The sequence below is a fragment of the Telluribacter sp. genome (genome assembly GCF_035998675.1).
Classification (GTDB): Bacteria; Bacteroidota; Bacteroidia; order Cytophagales; family Spirosomataceae; genus Telluribacter.
Genome location: NZ_DASYHI010000024.1, coordinates 450,887 through 471,370, shown reverse-complemented (window position 1 = coordinate 471,370; position 20,484 = coordinate 450,887). Strand labels below are relative to the sequence as shown.

Genomic DNA, 20,484 nt, shown 5'->3' with positions numbered 1-20,484 from the left:
TGGGTGTTAGGCAATCAACGGCTTCACCACTTTACCGTGTACGTCGGTAAGCCGGTACCGGCGGCCCTGGTGCTTGAACACGAGCCGTTCGTGATCAACCCCCAGCAGGTGCATGACCGTAGCCTGAAAGTCATGTACATGAACCGGGTCTTTGATTACATTATACCCAAACTCATCCGTTTCTCCGTACACAAAACCCTTTTTGACGCCCGCCCCGGCCATCCAGATGGTAAAACTGCGCGGGTGGTGGTCGCGACCGTAGTTGTCTTTGGTCAGCTTGCCCTGCGAGTAGGAACCCCGGCCAAACTCACCGCCCCAGATTACGAGGGTTTCGTCCAACAGGCCCCGTTGTTTCAAATCCATGATTAAAGCGGCCGAAGCCTGATCCACACTCTTGGCCATGGTCTTGATGTCCCGGGGCAGGCTACCGTGCTGGTCCCAGCCCTGATGGTAAAGCTGCACAAATTTTACGTCTTTTTCAATCAGCTTACGCGCCAGCAGGCAATTAGCGGCAAAAGTACCCGGCTGCCGCGACTCTTCGCCGTACATATCAAAGATGTACTGAGGCTCCTGCGAAATATCCATGGTTTCGGGCACGGCAGTTTGCATGCGGTAGGCCATCTCGTACTGCGCTACGCGGGAATTGATCTCCGGGTCCAGGATGTGCTCGTACTGGTCCTGGTGCAGCTTGGCCAGGTAGTCAAGCATACGGCGGCGGCTGGTTTTATCGATACCATCCGGATTGCTGAGATAAAATACCGGGTCCGGTCCCGACCGGAATACTACGCCCTGGTGTACCGAAGGCAGAAAACCATTACTCCACAGCTTGGCGTAGAGCGGCTGGTCACCGCCGCGCCCTTTGGACAGCAGTACCACAAAGGAGGGCATATTATGGTTGTCGGAACCCAGCCCGTAGCTGATCCAGGAGCCCCAGGAGGGGCGGCCGCCCTGCTGGCTACCGGTCTGGAAGAAGGTTACGGCGGGGTCGTGGTTGATGGCTTCGGTATGTAGTGAGCGTACAAAGGTGGCTTCGTCGGCGATGGTCGAAATATGCGGCAGCAGCTCGCTGATCCACATCTGGCTCTGGCCGTACTGCGCAAACTTGTAGGCAGAAGCCGCCAGCGGGAAGGAGCTTTGTCCGGCGGTCATGCCCGTCAGGCGCTGTCCCTGCCGGATGGATTCGGGCAGATCCTGGCCCCACATCTGTTCCAGTTTGGGCTTGTAGTCAAACAGCTCGAGCTGCGAAGGTGCCCCGCTCTGAAACAGGTAAATGACCCGCTTGGCTTTGGGCGCAAAGTGCGGCTGCCCGAGCGGGGAACTGTCATCGGCCAGCGGGCTGCCTTTCTTGGCAAAGGAACGGTCGGCATTCAGGAGGGACGACATGGCCGCGGCTCCCAGTCCCAGACTGGTCCGGGACAGAAAATTACGGCGGCTCTGCTGCTCGTGGACGTGATTTTCAAGTTCTTTATAAAAGCTCATAAGGAGTAGCTGTTAGAGGTTAGCTAGTTAGGCGTTAGCTTCTTTTAATTAATGTTAAAATGTCGCCCCGCTGGGGCTAGCCATGCTTTTATTCTGCCTTGTGTTACTACTAAAGTGTCGCCCTTCCAGGGCTTTTGGTTTTTACTGAAAGAGATCTTAAAAATAGATTTGGGGCTTAGCGCAACTCCGCGCAAAACTCTCCTTACCTCCGCGTTTAAATAAATTCTAACTCGACAATCCGCGTTCGACAATCGACAATCAAAGGTACTTATCTCTTTATCACGAATTCGTCAAAGTTCATTAAGGTACTGGCAACGATGGTACTGGTAGCCAGCTCCACCGGGTCCAAGCTTTTATCCCGGCTGTATTCACCTACACGCAACAGCTGCTGCGCCCGTCCTTTGTTTTTCTGGAAGTCCTGGTACTCTTCGGCGTAAAGCTGCTTGAGCAGGGCCAGCTCACTGGGGCGCGGTAATCGGCTGGTCAGGGCTTTATAGGCGTAGATGATGCGTTCGTCGGGTGTTTTACCGTGTCGTACCATCTGCTCGGCCAGTACGCGCGAAGCCTCTACAAACTGCGGGTCGTTCATGGTCACCAGCGCCTGCAGCGGGGTACTTGTCTTTTGCCGCTTCACGATACAAAAGTGCCGCTCCGAGGCATCAAAGTTCAGCATCATGGGCGGGGGGGAACTGCGCTTCATGATGGTATACAGGCTGCGACGGTACAGGCTGTCGCCGTGGTGCTGGTTGTACTGTACCAGATTTCGGGTAGCCAGGGCCTCCCATAACCCTTCGGGTTGGTAGGGGCGCATGCTTTGTCCGCCCAGCGTAGGTACCAGTAGCCCGCTGGCTGCTAAGGCATTATCCCGGATCTGCTCGGCGCTCATACGGTAGCTGGGGCCACGGGCGTAGAGGCGGTTGTCGGGGTCCAGCTCGCGCAGCTGCTGGTCGGTGCGCGAGGACTGCCGGTAGGTACTTGACATAACGATCATCTTCTGAAAGGCTTTCTGGTCCCACTTCATTTCCCGGAAGCTGGCCGCAAGCCAGTCCAGCAGTTGGGGGTGCGTAGGCAAATCGCCCTGGTTGCCGAAGTCATCAGTAGAAGTTACTAATCCTTGCCCGAAGTACTGCTGCCAGAAACGGTTGACGGTGACGCGGGCGAAGAGCGGGTGGTCTTCGTGCAGGAGCCAGCGCGCCAGCCCCAGCCGGTTGCGCGGGTACTCCTTCGGTATCTTGAAAAACTGGTCCGGCGTATCGGCCGTTACTTCTTTATCCGGGGCGTCGTAGGCACCGCGTTTCAGGATAAAAGTCTTGCGGGGAAACTTGCGCTCCTTCATCACCATCACATCAATCTGCGAATTCAACAGCTCGGTTTCTTCACAGATTAGTTGTCGGCTCGCCGCCAGCTTTTCCTGGTAGGACTTGTCAAAATGCGTCAAATAGTACTTTAGCAGCAGGGCGGTCTGGTACTTATTTCGTTTGGCGGAAGGTACCTTCAGTGTGGCTAAAACTTCGTTACGCTGCGTGTAGAGGCCCCGCATTTCCAGATCCGTTAGGGAGCGGGCGTATATTTTCATCTCGTCTACCTCAAAGTCTTTGGTAAATTGGTCCGAAAGCCGCCCGATCATGAGGTTATCCACGTACCAGTTCGACTTGTTTTTGCCGTAGAGCAGGCTCTGGGTCAGGTTGTCATTATGTACCACCACCCGCACCGGTTTGCCATCTACGTAGATACGTACCCCGCTGGCTTTGCTGAGCCCGTCGTAGGTAAAGGCCAGCTGCGTCCATTTATTAAGGGGGAATTTGTCCACCGTCTGCAGCTCAATGGCATCTTCGGGCCAGATATGGCTAATAAACAGGCGCAGGCGGCCGTCCGGCAGCCGGAACATATTCCAGCCCCGGTAGCCATTGAACACCCCATTGGACTTATGAAAAAGAGAACCATTGATGGAAGCATCGCGCAGATTTAGCCAGATACTGACGCTGAACGGCTGGTGCCGCTCAAAAAAAGCAAAATCTTTCCCGAAATTGACGGAGTTGGGGCCGGACATAAACCGGGCTTTCCCGAAGCGGCCCGGACGGGAAGCCGTGGCCGAAATGGCCGAATCGCCCTCGGCCCGGGCGGTATGTTCCGGATTAACCTGATTCTGAAATTTGGTACCCGCAGGCTCGTCAAAGGTAAAGTGGCCGATCAGGTCCTGCGTGGCCGGTACCACTGCCGAGTCGGGTTGGGCTTCGGCCTGGCGCAGCCACTGCTGGAAGCGTTGCCGGTAGGCGGGGGCACTGTTATAGAGTTGCTCTTTTTCGGTAGAAAGTGAAGTACGTATAAATTTCAGTTTGGCCTCGGCTTCGGGGGTAGGTATCGTCATGCTCGGACTAGCTTCCCCGTTGTAAGGGATCTGTCCGTTTTCGTTGTTATTATTAAAGAAAGCGTAGAGTGAGAAGAAGTCTTTCTGGCTGATGGGGTCGTACTTGTGGTCGTGGCAGCGGGCGCACTCCACCGTCATCCCCAAAAACACTTTCCCAAAGGTACCCACCCGGTCGGCTACGTACTCCGTCCGGTACTCTTCGGGTACTATACCTCCCTCCTGGCTCTGCTGGTGCATCCGGTTAAAGGCGGTCGCCAGGAGCTGTTCCCGGCTGGGTTTGGGTAACATATCCCCGGCCAGCTGCCAGGTCACGAACTGGTCGTAGGGCAGGTTCTGGTTGTAGGCGTTGATCACCCAGTCGCGGTAGGGCCAAGAAGTACGCATGCCGTCGTCCTGGTAGCCGTGGGTGTCGGCGTAGCGGGCGGCATCCAGCCAGGGCGCCGCCATGTGCTCCCCGTAGTGCGGCGAAGCCAGCAGCCGGTCTACTACCTTTTCGTAGGCATTGGGTGAGGTATCTTTTATAAATTCATCCACCTGCTTAGGGCTGGGCGGCAGGCCCGTCAGGTCCATGTGTACCCTTCTGAGCAGGGTCGTCTTGTCGGCCTCGGGTGCGGGAGCCAGCTGCTGCTCTTCCAGTTTATTCAGAATAAAGTAGTCAATCCCATTCCTGACCCACTTTTCCTGCTTTACTTTGGGTAGCTGCGGTTTTTCTATTTTGGTAAAGGCCCAGTGTGGCTTGTACTCAGCGCCCTGCTCGATCCAGCGGATGAGCGTCGCCTTTTCTTTGGCCGTAAGGCTAAGGTGCGAGTCCGGTGAAGGCATGATCAGCTCGGGATCGGTACTCAGGATGCGGTGCACCAGTTCGCTACCGCCGGGATGGCCCGGAGAAATAGCAACGCGCCCGCTCTCGCCTTTTTTATCCAGAGCGGCTTCGGCTACATCCAGTCGGAGGCCCGCCTTCTGCTTGCTTTGGTCGGGGCCGTGGCAGGCAAAGCAGCGGTCGGAGAGGATGGGCTTGACGTGGTAGGTGTAATCGACCTGATCGGGTACCTGCCCCATGGCCTGCGCTACTTCCTCGGGCAGCTCTACCTTTTCCCCGCAGGAGGCCAGCAGCCAGCTACTCAGGCTCAAAACAGTAATAATTTTTACCCAGGGGCGGCTCATCACAGGCATTTTATTTTTACTAAATCAGATATTTAAAAGGAGCAAAACACAGTAATTTAACCAAAAAAGACTGAAAAGAAAATCTCTACGCGGTTATCGCTTCGTCACGGCTTCATCCAGATTCATAATGGTACTGCACACCACCGACAGCGCCGCCAGTTGAGAAGGGCTGCTGGTACGGGAAGGCGTATATTCTCCGGTTTTTATCAGGGCAGCGGCTCGCGCCGGGGCCTTCAAAAATTCCTTATATTCTTCCTCATAAAGATTTTTTAGCAAAGTTAGTTCATTAGGGCGGGGCGGACGGCTCAGAACGGCTTTGCAGGCCAGGGTGATCTGAGCAGAAATATCGCCGGAAGTACCTAACAGCCTTTGCGCCAGTACCCGAGCGGCCTCCACGTACTGCGGATCATTGAGCGTGACCAGCGCCTGTAGGGGGGTACTTGTCTTCTGCCGCTTCACAATACAGGCGTGCCGCTCGGGTACGTCAAAAATAATCATGGACGGGTGCGGCGCAGTACGCTTCCAGATGGTATACAGGCTGCGCCGGTACAGCTTACTGCCGCTGTCCTGCGGGTAGGGAGGTGACGAAACCGAAGCCGCCAGGGCTTCCCATACACCTTTGGGTTGGTAAGGGTGTACGCTTTGTCCGCCCAGCGTAGGTACCAGTAGCCCGCTGGCCGCTAAGGCATTGTCGCGGATCTGCTCGGCGCTCAGGCGGTAGTTGGGGCCACGGGCGTAGAGGCGGTTATCGGGGTCCAGCTCGCGCAGCTGCTGGTCGGTGCGCGAGGACTGCCGGTAGGTACTTGATAGTACGATCATCTTCTGAAAGGCTTTCATGTCCCACTTCATCTCCCGGAAGCTGACCGCGAGCCAGTCCAGTAGCTGCGGGTGGGTGGGCAAATCGCCCTGGTTGCCGAAGTCGTCGGTGGAGGCCACCAGCCCCTGCCCAAAGTACTGCTGCCAGAAGCGGTTGACGGTGACGCGGGCGAAGAGCGGGTGTTCTTCGTGCAGGAGCCACCGGGCCAGCCCCAGCCGGTTGCGCGGGTACTCCTTCGGTATCTTGAAAAACTGGTCCGGCGTGTCACGCTGTACTTTTGCGCCGGGCGCGTCGTAGGCACCGCGGTTAAGGATAAAGGCCGGCTTGGGCGCAGGCATTTCTTTCATGATCATCACTTCCTCACAGGCGTCGTAGAGGGCCGTTTCCTGCGTCCGGAGCGTATGTACCTGCTCACGTACCCGCGCCGCCACCGGGTCGGCCGTGGCCAGAAAGTACTCCACCAGCCCCGGTTGAGCCGGGCCGTTTGGCTTTTTCTTCAAAATGGGTTGCCGGGTAGTCAGGCTTTTTACTTCGAGCGCCGTCAGGGAGCGGTTGTATAGCTGAAGCTCATCCACCCAGAAATCCGCCATCGAATCCCGGAACTTAGCCCCGATCATGAAAGGCAGGGTAATCCCGAAGCCGTTGGTCCTGCCGGGCCCGTAGATCATGCTTTTTTTCAGACCATCGGCCCGTACCCGCACGGCGGCGGGCTTGCCATTGAGGTAGATATGGGTACGTTGGGCGGAGCCGGAGCCGTCGTAGGTAACGCTGAGGTGTACCCACTGGTTGAGCGGGATTTTCTGGATGGTTTGCAGGTCAATGGCGTTGTCGGGGTAGTTGTGGGTCAGGTGCAGGCTGAGGGTACCGTCCGGATTCATCAGGCATTCGTAGCCCCGGTCGCCGTTGTCGAGTCCGTTGGAGCGGGCGAAGATTGGCCCGCGGATTCCCGCCTTACGCAGATTGATCCACAGACTCACCGAAAAAGGATCATGGGTATCGAAGTAGGCGAGGTCTTTCCCCAGGTCAATGTTTCCTTCTCCGTTCACCGCGCGCCCTTTGCCAAATTTGCCTGGTACTATGCGCGGCAGCTTTTCCCGGTCGCCCGTTACGGTGGCCGGCAGTTTGGCGTTTGCCTTATTCGGGAAGGTCGTGAGGCTGTCTTCGTCAAATGAATAGCTACCAATCAGGCCAACGGGTTTGGGTACCTGGGCCGGATTAGCCTGTACCTGCTCTACCCATTTCTTAAAGCGTTGTTGCACGGCCGGATGGGTAGGGGCTATTTCCTGCTCCAGCGAGTTGATCTGTTTTCTCAGCTCCGCCAGTTTCTTTTCCGTTTCGAGATTGGTCAAAATCACCGTCGGGCTGGATTCGCCGTGGTAAGGTACCTGTCCGGCTTCGTTGATATTATTAAAAAACGCAAAGAGTGAGTAGTAGTCTTTCTGGCTGATGGGGTCGTACTTGTGGTCGTGGCAGCGGGCACACTCTACCGTCATGCCCAGGAAAACTTTCCCGAAGGTACCTACCCGGTCGGCCACGTACTCCGTCCGGTACTCCTCCTCCACAATGCCGCCTTCCTGATTCTGCGGATGCAGCCGGTTAAAAGCCGTGGCGACCAATTGCTGCTGCGTGGGCCGGGGGAGCAGGTCCCCCGCCAGCTGCCACGTCACAAACTGGTCGTAGGGCAGGTTCTGGTTGTAAGCCCGGATGACCCAGTCGCGCCAGGGCCAGGCCGTACGCATGACATCCAGCTGGTAGCCGTGGGTGTCGGCGTAGCGGGCGGCATCCAGCCAGGGAGCGGCCATGTGCTCCCCGTAGTGGGGTGAAGCCAGCAGCCGGTCCACTACCTTCTCGTAGGCAGTAGGCGAAGTGTCTTTCAGGAATTCATCCACCTGTTGGGGCGTAGGCGGCAGGCCCGTCAGATCCATGTGCACCCGCCGCAGCAGCGTAGTCTTGTCGGCTTCGGGTGCGGGGAAAAGTTTCTGCTCTTCGAGCTGGTGCAGGATAAAATTGTCAATCCCATTTTTGACCCACTCCTCATTCTTTACCTTGGGCAGCTCTGGTTTTTCTATTTTGGTAAAGGCCCAGTGCGGCTTAAACTCAGCCCCCTGTTGGATCCAGCGGATGAGCGTGGCTTTTTCTTTGGCCGTAAGGCTAAGGTGCGAGTCCGGTGAAGGCATGACCAGCTCGGGGTCCTGCGACAGAATGCGGTGCACCAGTTCGCTGCTGCCGGGGCGGCGGGGGGCGATCACCCTACGTCCGCTTTCACCCACCTTGTCCAGAGCGGCTTCGGCTATATCCAGCCGCAGGCCCGCTTTCTGCTTGCTTTGGTCGGGGCCGTGGCAGGCAAAGCAGCGGTCGGAGAGGATGGGCTTGACGTGGTAGGTGTAGTCGACCTGGTCGGGTACCTGCCCCATGGCCTGCGCTACGTCCTGAGGCAGCTCTACCTCATCCCCGCAGGAGGACAAAAGACAGCTACCTATACCAAGCGCCACAAGTACCCTGTACCAGCAAACCATTGCGGAGTAAGTTTTAAAGATTTGAAAGAATAGAAATACCTTCTACGCTTAGCAATTTAAGTAATATAGTTCAAAAGTATCATTGAAGAATATAAAAAAGACGCCCGGAGTGGAGCGTCTTAGTAAAAGGTAATAAGGCGAAGCGCGTACAGCCGCAGTGGCTCCCCTCAGGCGGTAGTACCACCACAGCTGGAACCCGCTCCGGCGGTACAACCGTAGCAGTGCTGGTGGAGGACAATATTGCGGTTGTTAAGCGCTTCGGCGTTGAAAAGGCTAATGTGCTGCGGCATCCGTTCTTCCAGGGGAAGTTCCAGCATCTGATTAAAGTCGCAGTCGAACAGGTACCCGTCCCAACTGACCGAAATCGTATTGCGGCACATTACCCCGCGGGCAGCAACCGGATTAAAAGCGTTCACGAGTTTTTCCATGTACGCGTCAAAATTGCCCGACGAAAACAGGTAGTCGAGGTAACGGCTTACGGGTATGTTGGTAATGGCAAAGAGGTCATTGAACTCAATGTCAAATTCATCCTTAAGTACCCGCTTAAACTGGCGCTTCAACCCTTCCTGCGAGCCAGGCAAAAAAGCCCCCGCCGGATTATACACCAGATTCAGAGTAAGACCGGTACCTTCTTTCCCGTAACCAACCTCATTAAGCATTTTCAGCGCTTTTATTGAGTCTTTAAAAACTCCGGTACCGCGCTGGCGGTCGGTTTTATCGGCATTATAAAAAGGCAGTGAACTCACTACTTCCACGCCGTGATCGCGGTAGAATACGGGCAGGTCGTGGTACTTGGGGTTGGCTACGATAATAGTCAGGTTGCAGCGAACAATCACGTGCTTGCCCAGCTTGTGGCATTCTTCCACAAACCACCGGAAGTGGGGGTTCATTTCGGGAGCGCCGCCCGTGAGGTCAACCGTAGGAATATCCGAATTGGCCAGCGCCGCCAGGCACTGCTCCATGGTTTCGCGGGTCATAATTTCCTTGCGGTCGGGACCGGCATCCACGTGGCAGTGCTTACAGACCTGGTTGCACATTTTGCCAACGTTGATTTGTAATATTTCAACGCCAGTAGCAAGCAGCGGGAAGAGGTCGGCCTGCTCCATTTTCTGCTGAAACATGGGAAGGCCAAGCCGATCGCGAACGCCCTCTTCGAGCAAGTCAAGCTGATTGGAAGTACTGGCTAAATCGTGTTTTAAGGCGTGTAAACTTTTCATATACTTAGTTTAGGAGGAGATATTGGGTGACTGTACTGCGAATTACTTCAAAGTCACATGGATAACTCCTTCGCTTTGTTCATCATTTGTACACCGTGTACCAGGGTAGCGCCCCCCCGAATGGCCGCCGCTACGTGTACGGCCTCCATCATTTCCTGCTCTGAGCAACCTTTTTCCATGGTATCTACGGTATAGGCATCAATACAATACGGGCACTGTACCGTATGCGACACCGCCAGGGCAATCAGGGATTTTTCGCGGGCGGTCAGAGCGCCTTCGGCAAATACATTGCCGTAGTAGTCAAAGAATTTTTTAGCGAGGTTTTCCTGAAATTCACTAATGTTACCAAACTTTTTGAGGTCTTCGGCATTGTAATAGGGCTTCATAAAGTGGGGTTTGAATGGTTAATGTTTTATTTTCAATAGGTTAACAGTACGGGCCAGTAGCTTCTAAACATACGTTAAATTCATTTAGTTTGATCATTTGTAGTTAAAGTTAATTCTCCTCCACTTGTTCTATCATTTTACCCGTTTCCTCGTCAGGCTGGCTTTACCGCTCTTTTTCCGGCGGCTGTGCCTGATCAACAAACCAGCCGTACCTGCGCGCGGGCCGGTGCTGCTGGCGTCTAACCACCCCGACTCTTTCTTTGACGCCGTCGTCATTGGGGCCGTGTTGCCGCAGCCCATTCATACCCTGACCCGGGGCGATGTTTTTCGTAAACCCAAAATCGCTTACTGGCTGCGGCAGATCTACCTTATTCCGGTTTTCCGGGGGTCGGAAGGCCGACAATACGTAAAAAATAATACGGATACCTTTCAGGAAAGTCTGCGGGTGATGCAGTCGGACGAGGCCGTGCTGATCTTTGCCGAAGGGCTGTGTGTTAATGAATGGCGGCTGCGCCCCCTGGGAAAAGGTACCGCCCGCCTGGCCTACCAGGCCTGGTACGGACCGGAAAATTTACCCCGGCTGGCGGTGGTACCCGTTGGGCTTACCTACGAGCATTATCAGGGCGCGGGAAAGCGGGTAAAGGTCCAGTTTGGTGAACCTATGCACGCTACCCAACTAACCACCGATCCGGCCGATTATGAGAAATGGCTGCGGGAATTTAACGACCTGCTGGCCGACCGAATCAGGCAGACAATGCTGGAAGTACCCCCCGGACTACCTGCCCACGAACAGGCTCAGGCCCTAAGTACCTATCTGACCGACTGCCCCGTGCCCGCCGCTTCTCCTTTCACCCGGTTTTTGGGTAGTGTAGGCCGGGCCATTCACCGCCCGCTATACAGGTACCTGTCCGGGCGAGTAGCCGCGCGCACCAGGGGTACCGTATTTTACGACTCCGTACTCTTTGGTTTGCTGTTGTACCTTTATCCGGTACTGGTCCTGCTCCTTTCCCTGTTGGTCAGCTTTGGGGCTGGTGTTCAATGGGGCCTTGTGGTACTAACGGGGCTTCCGCTCCTGGCCTGGGCGGGAAATCAATATCGCTGAGTCTTGTCGGGGACGCCTAGTCGGGGACGCCTAGTCGGGGACACCTAGTCGCGGACGCGGCTCAGGCTCATCATACGAAGCATCCAGTTGGGCAGGGGTTTCTGGTGTTTTCTTTTCTGGAGGTCCAGGTACCAGCCTACTTTTTTCAGGATAGGTAACTTATGCGTTTCTACCAGCTCAATAAGGGTACCATCCGGGTCTTCGACGTAGGCAAACCGGCCGGCGGCGGTTTCCATCCCGAAAGAATTTTCGCTGTCTACGGTAAACGGATACCCCTTGCCGGTGAGCATTTTTTTCAGGCTATCCATATTCAGCGTGTCAAAACATACGTGAATATAACCGCAGTCGCCCCAGTAGCGGTTGGTAAAGAGGCGCTGGGGCTGCCGGTCCAGGGCTTGTATCAGTTCCACCTGCACATTACCCAACAACTGACTGAAGGCTCCCTGCTTACTCACGCCCTTGCGAAGCAGTACCCGCCGAAAGCGCTGATCTGCTACCGAAGCGGGCATGTCGTCGAAGGTACCGGTTTGGTCATACACCAGCTCGCAGGGTTCCAGCAGGGCTTTGTAAAACTGAACCGACGGTTCTATATCCGAAACCCCGATAACCACCCCCGCTACCCCACCGGTAGGCTGACCGTTCTTATGAAACCAGGACGAGTCTTCGGCCACCTGAAATATATTTCCAAAAGGATCTTTCCCCCAGAAACCTTCTCCTTCGGGCAAACTACCAAAGGCCGATACCTGCGCCTGGGGCTGCTGCCGGACCCATTCATGGGCGCTTTTGGCATCAGGGGCTTTAAACCGGATGGCATAGATACCCAGATCGCCGGGTTGGGGCTGGAAGGTACAGGACTGAGGAGCACGGCTGGTAAACTGCCATATTTCCAGGCCGCCGCCGCCGGCCATGTTCAGAGCCATGAGGGCACGGCGGCTGTGTACCTGCTCACCTGTGTACTGTGTCATCAGCCGGGCTTCGGAGTAGTCGTCAAAAACTGGTACGTCAAAGCCAAGCACCCGTCGGTACCACTGCCAGGCCTGGGCCACATCGGTAACACCAAGACCTACTTGTTGTATACCGGTTATATAAGGAGCAGTCATAGGAGCGTCAATAGAAATAGATTGATGATTATAGGTGGGTAGGTCAAATGTACGGCTTCCCTACTTCTATTGTACGCCGTATTTTTCGGTTTGGATGATTGATTTATAAAGACGGACTAATTTTTCCGGCCGGACGCCCGAAAAGTACCCAATAAAAACAACAGTATTAGCCACATTTACGCGCAGGTAGCTGTTGTGGTCGTACTTCCGGGCCGAAACGATAACATTTTTGGGTATAATCTTGAAGCGGTACTGCCGCCGGGCCCGCCGGATAAACTCGTAGTCTTCCATGACGCAGTGGTCTTCGCGGTACCCGTCCAGTTGTTCAAACAGGGCTTTAGGAATAAACAGCGTCTGGTCGCCTCCCCGGCACCAGATCCGGTCAAAACGGGTACAGTAGGCGTTGAATTTAAGAATAGCGGGTTTATCCGCATCAAACTGGTAGCGGTAGCACCCCAGCTGGTAGCCTTCTTCCAGGGCCTGTCTGATGTCCTGGACATAGTCCGGATGAACCCGCACGTCGGCGTGGACAAAGTACAGGGTATCGCCAGTGGCCAGCCGGACACCCGCGTTCATCTGAGCGGCCCGCCCGGGCCGGGGCGAGACCACCACCTGCGCCCCGGCCTGCTGCGCCAGCTCCCGCGTACGATCGGTACTAGGCGCATCGGCTACAATAATCTCTGCTATACTTTCACCTCCATAACGCGAGAGGTCAGCCACCAGGCGGCTGATATTCTCCTCCTCGTTGTAGGTAGGAATAATTACGCTTATTCGCATAGAAGGGTATTTGGGTCAATAGATAGGTTAAGAATAAAATAACTGCCACACTTCCGGGAAGTTGTATCTGGTTGTGAACGGGAAAATACAGAAAAACCATACGTACGGCCAGCACCAGTAACCTATTTCTTACCCGACATCGTATATTTGATTCTCCTTTTGTTTCACGGTTTTGTCTACAACTATGAATAACCAAGTTCAAATAGCTCCTGTTACGGAAAGTTTACCCGATTTTTTTAAAAAGACCGATTACTCAAAGATAGTTGTTATAGCCGATATCCAAACCCGGCGTCATTGCTACCCCCTGGTGAAGCCACTGCTGCCTGCGCATACGCTGGTGACGGTACCTAACGGAGAAGCCCATAAGAATCTGGCTACCTGCGAGCAGATCTGGGATACCATGACCAAAGCCGAACTGGACCGGTACGCGCTGGTGCTGAACGTAGGCGGCGGGGTAATTGGTGATATGGGAGGCTTCTGTGCGGCGGTATACAAGCGGGGAATTGATTTCGTACAAATTCCCACTACGCTGCTGTCGCAGGTCGACGCCAGCGTTGGCGGAAAGCTTGGCATTGACTTTCAGGGATTTAAAAATCACTTAGGTGTGTTCAATCTGCCTCGTATTGTCCTTATTGACCCTATTTTTCTACAAACCCTCCCCCCCCGCGAAATTCGCTCCGGCTTTGCCGAAATAATAAAACACTGTCTTATTGCCGATGCGGCCAAGTGGGAAGAAATACGACACAAGGAACTTGACGAGCAAAACTGGCCCGATCTGATTGCGCATTCGGTCGAAGTAAAAAAGAATGTAGTAGAGCAGGACCCCACCGAAAAAGGACTGCGCAAGATCCTGAACTTCGGCCATACCCTGGGCCATGCCGTTGAAACGCACTTTCTGGGTAAGCCCAAAGGCCAGCGACTGCTGCACGGAGAGGCCATCGCCGTCGGCATGATCACCGAAGGGTACCTGGCTCACCGAAAAAAGATGATTGATCGTCAAACACTTGAACAGATCGAGGAGTTTATCTTTTCAATATTTGGCAAGGTTTTAATACAATCAGATGATATAGGTACTATCATTGAGTTGACCCGGCAAGACAAAAAAAACCGGGGAAGAGAAATCAGATTTTCTTTATTAGACGGGATTGGAAGCTGCGCGTTTGATGTCCCTGTGAGTTCCGCCGATATGCGCCGTGCCCTTGAGTACTATGCCGGGTAGTCAGCAACGCAATAGGCGGTATAAGCTATTGATTCTTAACTTTTAATATTCTATATTTCCTTTTTTATGTTCCATTCCTAAACTTAATTGATAGTATGATAAAATATGTTGCACTGCTTACTGTTGCTTTGTTTGCTCTGGTCATAGCGGGTTGTTCGTTAAATCGTAAAGTTTTTGTGGAACATGACTACAGCTACGAAACAAATTTCAAGGATTACTCCACTTATACTTTTTTAGAGTGTGAGCGTGATACGAACAATCTATGTACTGAAATATACGAGGCCATCCGGCGCCAGATGCAGGCGCGTGGGTACAAACTAACCGCCGACAAGCCAACGCTGTTGGTAAACTACGGTATCTTTTACGACAACCTGCGCTACCAGGGCTATATGCAGCCGGTTATTAAAAACTGGGTAGATACCGAAAATGACGGCTTCCGGTATGAGCCAATCAAATATGCGCTGGACAAGGGTACTTTAATTGTATCCCTGATTGATGCGGAAAGTGATCAGGTAGTATGGAGGGGTTATGCTTCCGGAATCCTGAAAGGAGGAGAGACCAATCCTAACAACTACTACCGCAGTGTAGTCCGCCGGATATTTGACCAGTACCCTTTGTTTGCCAAAGGCTATGACCCCCGCAGGTACGCTGAAGATATTGGAAGATAAAATATTTACTAAGGCATAAAAAAGCCCGCTGGTTTTTCAGCGGGCTTTTTTGTGCTCAGGGAGCAGAGGTCAGGACCCGGAATATTTCTTCCAGCGACTCGCCCCGTTGCCGCAGGGTACTCAGTGGACTATCCGCTACAATGCGACCGTGGTTAATAATGATAACCCGGTCGCAGAGAGCTTCCACTTCCTGCATGATATGGGTCGAAAACAGCACGGTTTTGTCCCGGCCCGCCGTCCGGATCAGGTTCCGTATTTCCAGAATCTGGTTGGGGTCCAGACCCGTAGTAGGTTCATCCAGAATCAGCACGGCGGGGTCGTGCAGCAGGGCCTGCGCCAGTCCTACGCGCTGGCGGTACCCCTTGGAAAGCTGCCCGATTTTCTTGTGTTTTTCCAAATCCAGACCGCATAGTTGAATAACCTCATCTACACGGGCCGAAAGAGTAGCTTTTTTCATACCGTACAACTCCCCCACAAAGAGCAGGAACTCGCGCACGTACATATCCAAGTACAACGGATTATGCTCCGGCAGGTACCCGATGGTGCGCCGGGCGGGCATAGGGTTACCCACTACATCGTGACCTGCCACCTGGGCCTCGCCTTCGGTGGGGGTCAGGTAGCCCGTCAGAATTTTCATGGTAGTGGATTTGCCAGCCCCGTTGGGACCCAGAAACCCAACTATTTCACCGGGACGAAGCTCAAAGCTTATTCCGTCAACGGCCCGCTGCGCTCCGTACTGCTTGGTAAGTTTAGAAACCAGAATAGACATTCAAATAGGTATTAGGTAGTGGGCAGTCAGGTATCAGCTTCGTTAAATCAAAGGTACTTAGCCGGTTCCAAAGCGCGTTTTTTACGGTATAAACAGGTATGTCCTGCTCCGTTTTTTATTTATCATTCAGGATAAAAGGTACTCCTCCTTTGTTTCCTCCGCCCAGGATTACAATTTTGGCATTGGACGATTCGGCCAGGGCCTTCTGCGCGTTGATCATCTCGTACTGAAGCTGCCGGTCCGTCAGGCTGCTCGCAATAATCTGCTGGTAGTCGGAGATACCTTTGGCTTCTACGCGCTTGCGTTCGGCTTCCTGACGCTCTTTCTGCAAAACAAATTCCATTTTCTGGGCGTCCTGTTCCGCGTTGATTTTTGACTCAATTGTTTTCTTAACGGATTCGGGCAAATTAATATTACGAATCAGGAGCTGCTCCAGGGCCAGCCCGCGGTCTTTGAAGTCCTTGTCAATGGCTTTATAAATCCGGTCCTGAAACTCGTCGCGCTTGCGGGAGTACAACGACACGGCATCATAGTAAACCGCGTTATCGCGAATGCGGGTTCGGGTAACGGGCCGCACAATCTTGTCTTTGTAGTCGCTTCCAATCTGCTGGTAGATATTGGGAGCTTCGGTGGGTACTATCCGGTAAAGTACCGTTAAATCAATAACCACCTCGAGACCATCCGACGAAAGCACCCGTATGGCATCATCACCCGAAATCTCCCCTTCCGAATTGGCGGCTGACATGGTGTAATTCTGGGTTTTGGTATCAAACACCATTACTTCTACCAGTGGGTTCACGACGTTCAGGCCATTGGGTAAAATGTTTTTATTCACTTTTCCGAATAAAGACTGCACGCCGATAGTACCGGCATCAATCTGCCGGATGCTGGCCGTCAGCGCCCCGGCCAGTGCCACTATAATACCGGTTATTTTTATGGGCCGGGCGTACCGCGACAAGGTCAGCGCCGGAGTGTCTATCGCAAAACCCGCAATGACCAGAATGATACCAACTACTATTAAAAACATATCAGATAAGAGTTTAGAAGGGTTAACTAAGTCGGTGAATATACGGAACAAACCGGACTTTTGGCCCGGTTTGTTCAGGAACAGGAAGCAGAGCAGTGTTCTAAAAGAGAATAGAAATGGTACTTTTCTACAAAAGATTTTCCAGCCAGGCTTCTACGGTAGGTCCGGAAATATCAAAAAGCAGCCCCGGCAGAATACCCAGCAGGAACGCCAGCAGCGCGAGTGGTAGCAGTAAGCCTATTTCTCTTTTGGTTAAATCTGAAAGCAGGGAAAGCTGCTGATCATGCCGGTACCACAACGGGCCAAAGTACATACGCTGCAGCGTCCAGAGAAAGTAAGCGGCGGCCAGTACTATACCCAGGGTCGACAGGGCCGGAATCCAGACCGGCAGCGTACCGGCGCGGAAGGCGCCCATAAGCGTAAACAGCTCCCCAATAAAACCCGAAAAGCCCGGAAGCCCCAGGGAGGCAAAAAAAGCAACGCCCGTAAGTACTGTATAGCGGGGCATGGGCCCGATAAGCCCGCGGTAGTGATCAATGCGGCGGTCGTGGGTGCGGTCATAAATAACCCCCGCCAGCAGGAACAGCATGGCCGAAAGTATCCCGTGGCTTACCATCTGGTAAATAGCGCCGTTGATCCCCTCGGGAGTCAGGGAGGCTATTCCCAACAGTACAAAGCCCATGTGCGACACCGACGAGTAGGCTATCATCTTTTTGAGGTCGTACTGAGCCAGCGCGTTGAAGCCACCGTACACAATGGATATCATTCCCAAAACGGCCAGCGGTACGGCACTGTGCAGGGCTTCGGCGGGAAAGAAACCATCCACAATCCGGATAAAGCCATAGCCGCCAATTTTGAGCAGGATACCCGCCAGTACTACCGACACGGGAGTAGGTGCCTCGACGTGGGCGTCGGGTAGCCAGGTATGCACGGGTACTACGGGGAGTTTAACGGCAAAGCCGGCAAAGAGCAGCCAGAAAGCCAGGAGGCGAATGGGCAGCCCGAAGAGAGAAAAGCTGGAGTCAGGGCTCAAAAGCGCCTGTGGGAGGTAGTTGGCCGCATCGGCCAGGTACTCAAACCGGAACGTATGCACCAGACTAACGGAAGCGATCCGGCCCGTAGCCAACAGCTCCCGGAGCTGAAAGAGGTGGTCGGAGGTGACCGAGCCTACGTCCGAAGCCAGCCCGGCGGCCACCACCGTTTCGATGGGGTCTATTACCGACAGGTACAAGCCAATCATGACGAGCAGGATCAGCAGCGAACCCAGAAATGTATAGACGAAAAACTTAATAGCGGCGTATTCGCGCCGGGGGCCGCCCCACAAGCCAATCAGGAAGTACATGGGCAGCAGCATGAACTCGAAGAAGAGGTAAAACAGGAAGAGGTCCTTCGCCAGAAAACAGCCAATTACACTCCCACTCAGCAACAGGTACAGCGGGAAGTACGCCCGGGGGTTTTTATCCATTTCCCACGAACTTACCGCCCCTACCAGCAGTACCAGCACCGCCAGTAGCACCAGGGGCATACTGATGCCATCCACGCCCAGGGCGTAATCAATAGAAACAGTACCTAATGACCCCAGCGGAAGCGTAATCCAGTCCACGGCCTCAGCGAGCTGATAGCCCGAATCGGCGGGAACAAAAGTACTATACACCAGCCCCCCCAGCAGCAGCTCCACAACCAGCGTGCCAACCGTAAGGGTACGTAAATCGTGAGCGCGATGAGAAGGCCAAAGTACGGCCAGCACCGCTCCCACCAGCGGAACAGCTATCAATAAGGTGAGTAAATATTCACTCATAGTAAACTTAATCAAATAGGTTTAAGTAGCTTTTACCGAATCTGTTATTTCAAACTACCCATATCCACAGTAACAGCAGGAACACCCCCACCATAGTTACGACAAAGTAAGATTGTATTTTTCCGTTCTGAAACAGGCGCACCACCTGCCCCGCCGAACGGGTAGTCAGGACAGTCAAATGCACGCCACCGTCGGTAATGTTCCTGTCAAACCAGGCTACCATATGGGCTACTACCACCGTGGTCTGCCCCAGGGTATCCACCAGGGCATCCACCAGCCGCATTTCTATTTTGTACAAAAAGCGGCCTATCCCCAGCAGCGGTACCAGAAAAAACTCGTATTGGGCTTTTTCGTCGTTGTACCCGGCCAGCAGCCTGGGCTTCAGCCGCAGGTTTCTGGTAAAGCTGGTCCATCGCTCTTTCCAGATGTAGGTAGTTCCGTACGAAAACCCGGCTTTGGAAGTAGCCTGCCGGTAGGCCGTAAAGAAACCAACGGTAGTAACCGCAATGGAAAGCAAAGGGATACCTAAGGAGTGGTTTTCGGTATACGAACTAAAACGGGAAATAAACCAGCCCGCGTCGGCATCAAAAGGATTCAACGAAAACCATATAAAGAGAGAAAGCGCCGCCAGTAACGCCATAGGTACCCACATGGTAGCCGGTGACTCGTGCGGGTAGACAGCGGAGTTCTCTGAATAGCGCGGCTTACCCATAAACACCAGCCATACCTGACGTGTCATGTAGTAAGCGGTAAATCCGGCAGCCACCACGGCCAGTACCGGAATAAGATAAGCCACGGTACCTTGCCGGCTGGCCCAGGCAAAAGCCCGCAGAAAGATGGCGTCTTTGGATAAAAATCCCGAAAAGAAAGGCAAACCCGCCAGAGCCGCCGCACAAACTACAAAGCAAACGAAGGTAATGGGAAGTACCTTCTGAAGCCCCCCCATGTTTCGCATGTGCTGCGGGTCAAAGTCAGGGGTAGTTGCATCAGTCGGCGTTATCGCATGAATCACCGAACCCGCCGACAGGAACAGCCCCGCCTTAAAAAAGGCATGAGTAGTCAGGTGAAATAAGGCTATTTGCCAGCTTCCCAGCCCCACGGCCAGTACCATCAGCCCCAGCTGTGAAATAGTAGAATAGGCCAGAACCCTTTTAATATCCCAGGCCTGCGTAGCCCTCACGGCCCCGTGCAGCATGGTAATGGTACCTACCGCTATAATAACAAGCTGAGCGGTGGGAGTAAGCAGAAAAGCAATCCGGGCCAATAGAAATATTCCGGCGGCCACCATAGTAGCGGCGTGAATAAGGGCCGAAACCGGCGTAGGGCCTTCCATGGCATCCGGTAGCCAGGCCGATAGCGGAAACTGGGCCGACTTTCCAACGCAACCGCCGAAGAGACAAAGGCCGATGGTTGTCTGCAGGCTAAGGGGAAGGCTGGCTACCAGCTGAGGCAGAGAGTCGAAGTCGGTAGTACCGGCATGGTAAATGAGTAATAGTATACCAACCAGAAAGGCAGCGTCACCGATACGGTTGAGGACAAAGGCTTTTTTCGCGGCCCAGACAGCCCGGGGCCGCTGGTACCAAAACCCGATGAGCAGGTAAGACGAAAGGCCCACCAATTCCCAGAATATATACATGGCCAGCAAACCACCCGACAGGATAATCCCTATCATGGAAAAGAGGAACAGCTGCAGGAAGGCAAAGTAACGATACAGGCTGCGCTCGTGGCTGAGGTAAGCGGTGGAGTAGACCTGGACAAGCAGAGCCACAAAGTGAACCAGCAACAACATCAACCAGGTCAGCGCATCAAACCGTACGGGTAGGTTCAGGGTAAAGGTGCCCAGCCGTATCCAGTTGAAACTAAGGGTATGTATACCAGTGGGGTCGGCGTACAGGATACTTACTACCAGTCCGGCCGCAGTTGCAGCAGTAGCCACTACCCCAGCCCAATCGTTGACACGGCGCCCCCCGGCCCATAACCCGATAAAGGTCAGCAAGGGTAGTCCCAGAAGCAGCAGGGTACTTAATGTATAGGAGGTAGGCATGAAACAGGTTCGCAGTTGGCTCGGCAAATATCC

At 53.9% G+C, this 20,484-nt stretch carries 14 protein-coding genes; 3 read left to right on the top strand and 11 right to left on the bottom strand.

Going from position 1 to position 20,484, the window contains the following annotated elements; genetic code table 11:
* Positions 1-6: 6 nt before the first annotated feature.
* The 5 genes from VGN67_RS23720 to VGN67_RS23700 form a co-directional block, all read right to left on the bottom strand.
* Positions 7-1,479 carry a DUF1501 domain-containing protein gene (locus VGN67_RS23720; protein ID WP_327489903.1) on the bottom strand — a complete coding sequence of 491 codons (1,473 nt, stop codon included), beginning with the start codon at positions 1,477-1,479 and terminating at the stop codon, positions 7-9.
* A gap of 268 nt (positions 1,480-1,747) precedes the next feature.
* A complete protein-coding gene (locus tag VGN67_RS23715) occupies positions 1,748-5,011 on the bottom strand; it encodes a DUF1553 domain-containing protein (protein WP_327489901.1) in 3,264 nt (1,087 codons plus the stop codon).
* A gap of 93 nt (positions 5,012-5,104) precedes the next feature.
* A complete protein-coding gene (locus tag VGN67_RS23710) occupies positions 5,105-8,344 on the bottom strand; it encodes a DUF1553 domain-containing protein (protein WP_327489899.1) in 3,240 nt (1,079 codons plus the stop codon).
* 167 nt (positions 8,345-8,511) lie between these two features.
* Positions 8,512-9,561 carry an arsenosugar biosynthesis radical SAM (seleno)protein ArsS gene (gene arsS / locus VGN67_RS23705; RefSeq protein ID WP_327489897.1) on the bottom strand — a complete coding sequence of 350 codons (1,050 nt, stop codon included), beginning with the start codon at positions 9,559-9,561 and terminating at the stop codon, positions 8,512-8,514.
* Between the two features lie 53 nt (positions 9,562-9,614).
* Positions 9,615-9,947: an arsenosugar biosynthesis-associated peroxidase-like protein gene (locus VGN67_RS23700; protein WP_327489895.1), complete on the bottom strand. Its 333-nt coding sequence runs from the start codon at positions 9,945-9,947 to the stop codon at positions 9,615-9,617.
* Positions 9,948-10,071: 124 nt separating this feature from the next.
* Between VGN67_RS23700 and VGN67_RS23695 the strand changes: the two genes are divergently transcribed.
* Entirely contained in the window at positions 10,072-11,049 is a 978-nt protein-coding gene (locus VGN67_RS23695; protein WP_327489893.1) for a 1-acyl-sn-glycerol-3-phosphate acyltransferase, read from the top strand.
* A gap of 44 nt (positions 11,050-11,093) precedes the next feature.
* Here the strand turns inward: VGN67_RS23695 and VGN67_RS23690 are convergent, their stop codons facing one another.
* Together VGN67_RS23690 and VGN67_RS23685 are read right to left on the bottom strand one after the other, a co-directional pair.
* Complete coding sequence (locus VGN67_RS23690; protein ID WP_327489891.1) at positions 11,094-12,149, bottom strand: VOC family protein; 1,056 nt, start codon at positions 12,147-12,149, stop codon at positions 11,094-11,096.
* A gap of 66 nt (positions 12,150-12,215) precedes the next feature.
* Entirely contained in the window at positions 12,216-12,926 is a 711-nt protein-coding gene (locus tag VGN67_RS23685; protein ID WP_327489889.1) for a TIGR04283 family arsenosugar biosynthesis glycosyltransferase, read from the bottom strand.
* Positions 12,927-13,110: 184 nt separating this feature from the next.
* On the opposite strand from VGN67_RS23685, the gene aroB reads away from it, so the two are divergent.
* Both aroB and VGN67_RS23675 read left to right on the top strand, forming a co-directional pair.
* Positions 13,111-14,145: a 3-dehydroquinate synthase gene (gene aroB, locus VGN67_RS23680; RefSeq protein WP_327489887.1), complete on the top strand. Its 1,035-nt coding sequence runs from the start codon at positions 13,111-13,113 to the stop codon at positions 14,143-14,145.
* Positions 14,146-14,240: 95 nt separating this feature from the next.
* A complete protein-coding gene (locus VGN67_RS23675) occupies positions 14,241-14,813 on the top strand; it encodes a DUF4136 domain-containing protein (RefSeq protein ID WP_327489885.1) in 573 nt (190 codons plus the stop codon).
* A gap of 55 nt (positions 14,814-14,868) precedes the next feature.
* Here the strand turns inward: VGN67_RS23675 and VGN67_RS23670 are convergent, their stop codons facing one another.
* The 4 genes from VGN67_RS23670 to VGN67_RS23655 form a co-directional block, all read right to left on the bottom strand.
* Positions 14,869-15,582, bottom strand: coding sequence for an ATP-binding cassette domain-containing protein (locus tag VGN67_RS23670; RefSeq protein ID WP_327489883.1), 714 nt, complete (start codon positions 15,580-15,582; stop codon positions 14,869-14,871).
* Positions 15,583-15,697: 115 nt separating this feature from the next.
* Positions 15,698-16,609, bottom strand: coding sequence for a prohibitin family protein (locus VGN67_RS23665; protein ID WP_327489881.1), 912 nt, complete (start codon positions 16,607-16,609; stop codon positions 15,698-15,700).
* A gap of 127 nt (positions 16,610-16,736) precedes the next feature.
* Positions 16,737-18,407 carry an NADH-quinone oxidoreductase subunit M gene (locus tag VGN67_RS23660; protein WP_327489879.1) on the bottom strand — a complete coding sequence of 557 codons (1,671 nt, stop codon included), beginning with the start codon at positions 18,405-18,407 and terminating at the stop codon, positions 16,737-16,739.
* A 49-nt stretch (positions 18,408-18,456) separates the two neighbouring features.
* Positions 18,457-20,451, bottom strand: a complete 1,995-nt coding sequence (locus tag VGN67_RS23655) for an NADH-quinone oxidoreductase subunit L (protein ID WP_327489877.1) — start codon at positions 20,449-20,451, stop codon at positions 18,457-18,459.
* Positions 20,452-20,484 lie beyond the last annotated feature (33 nt).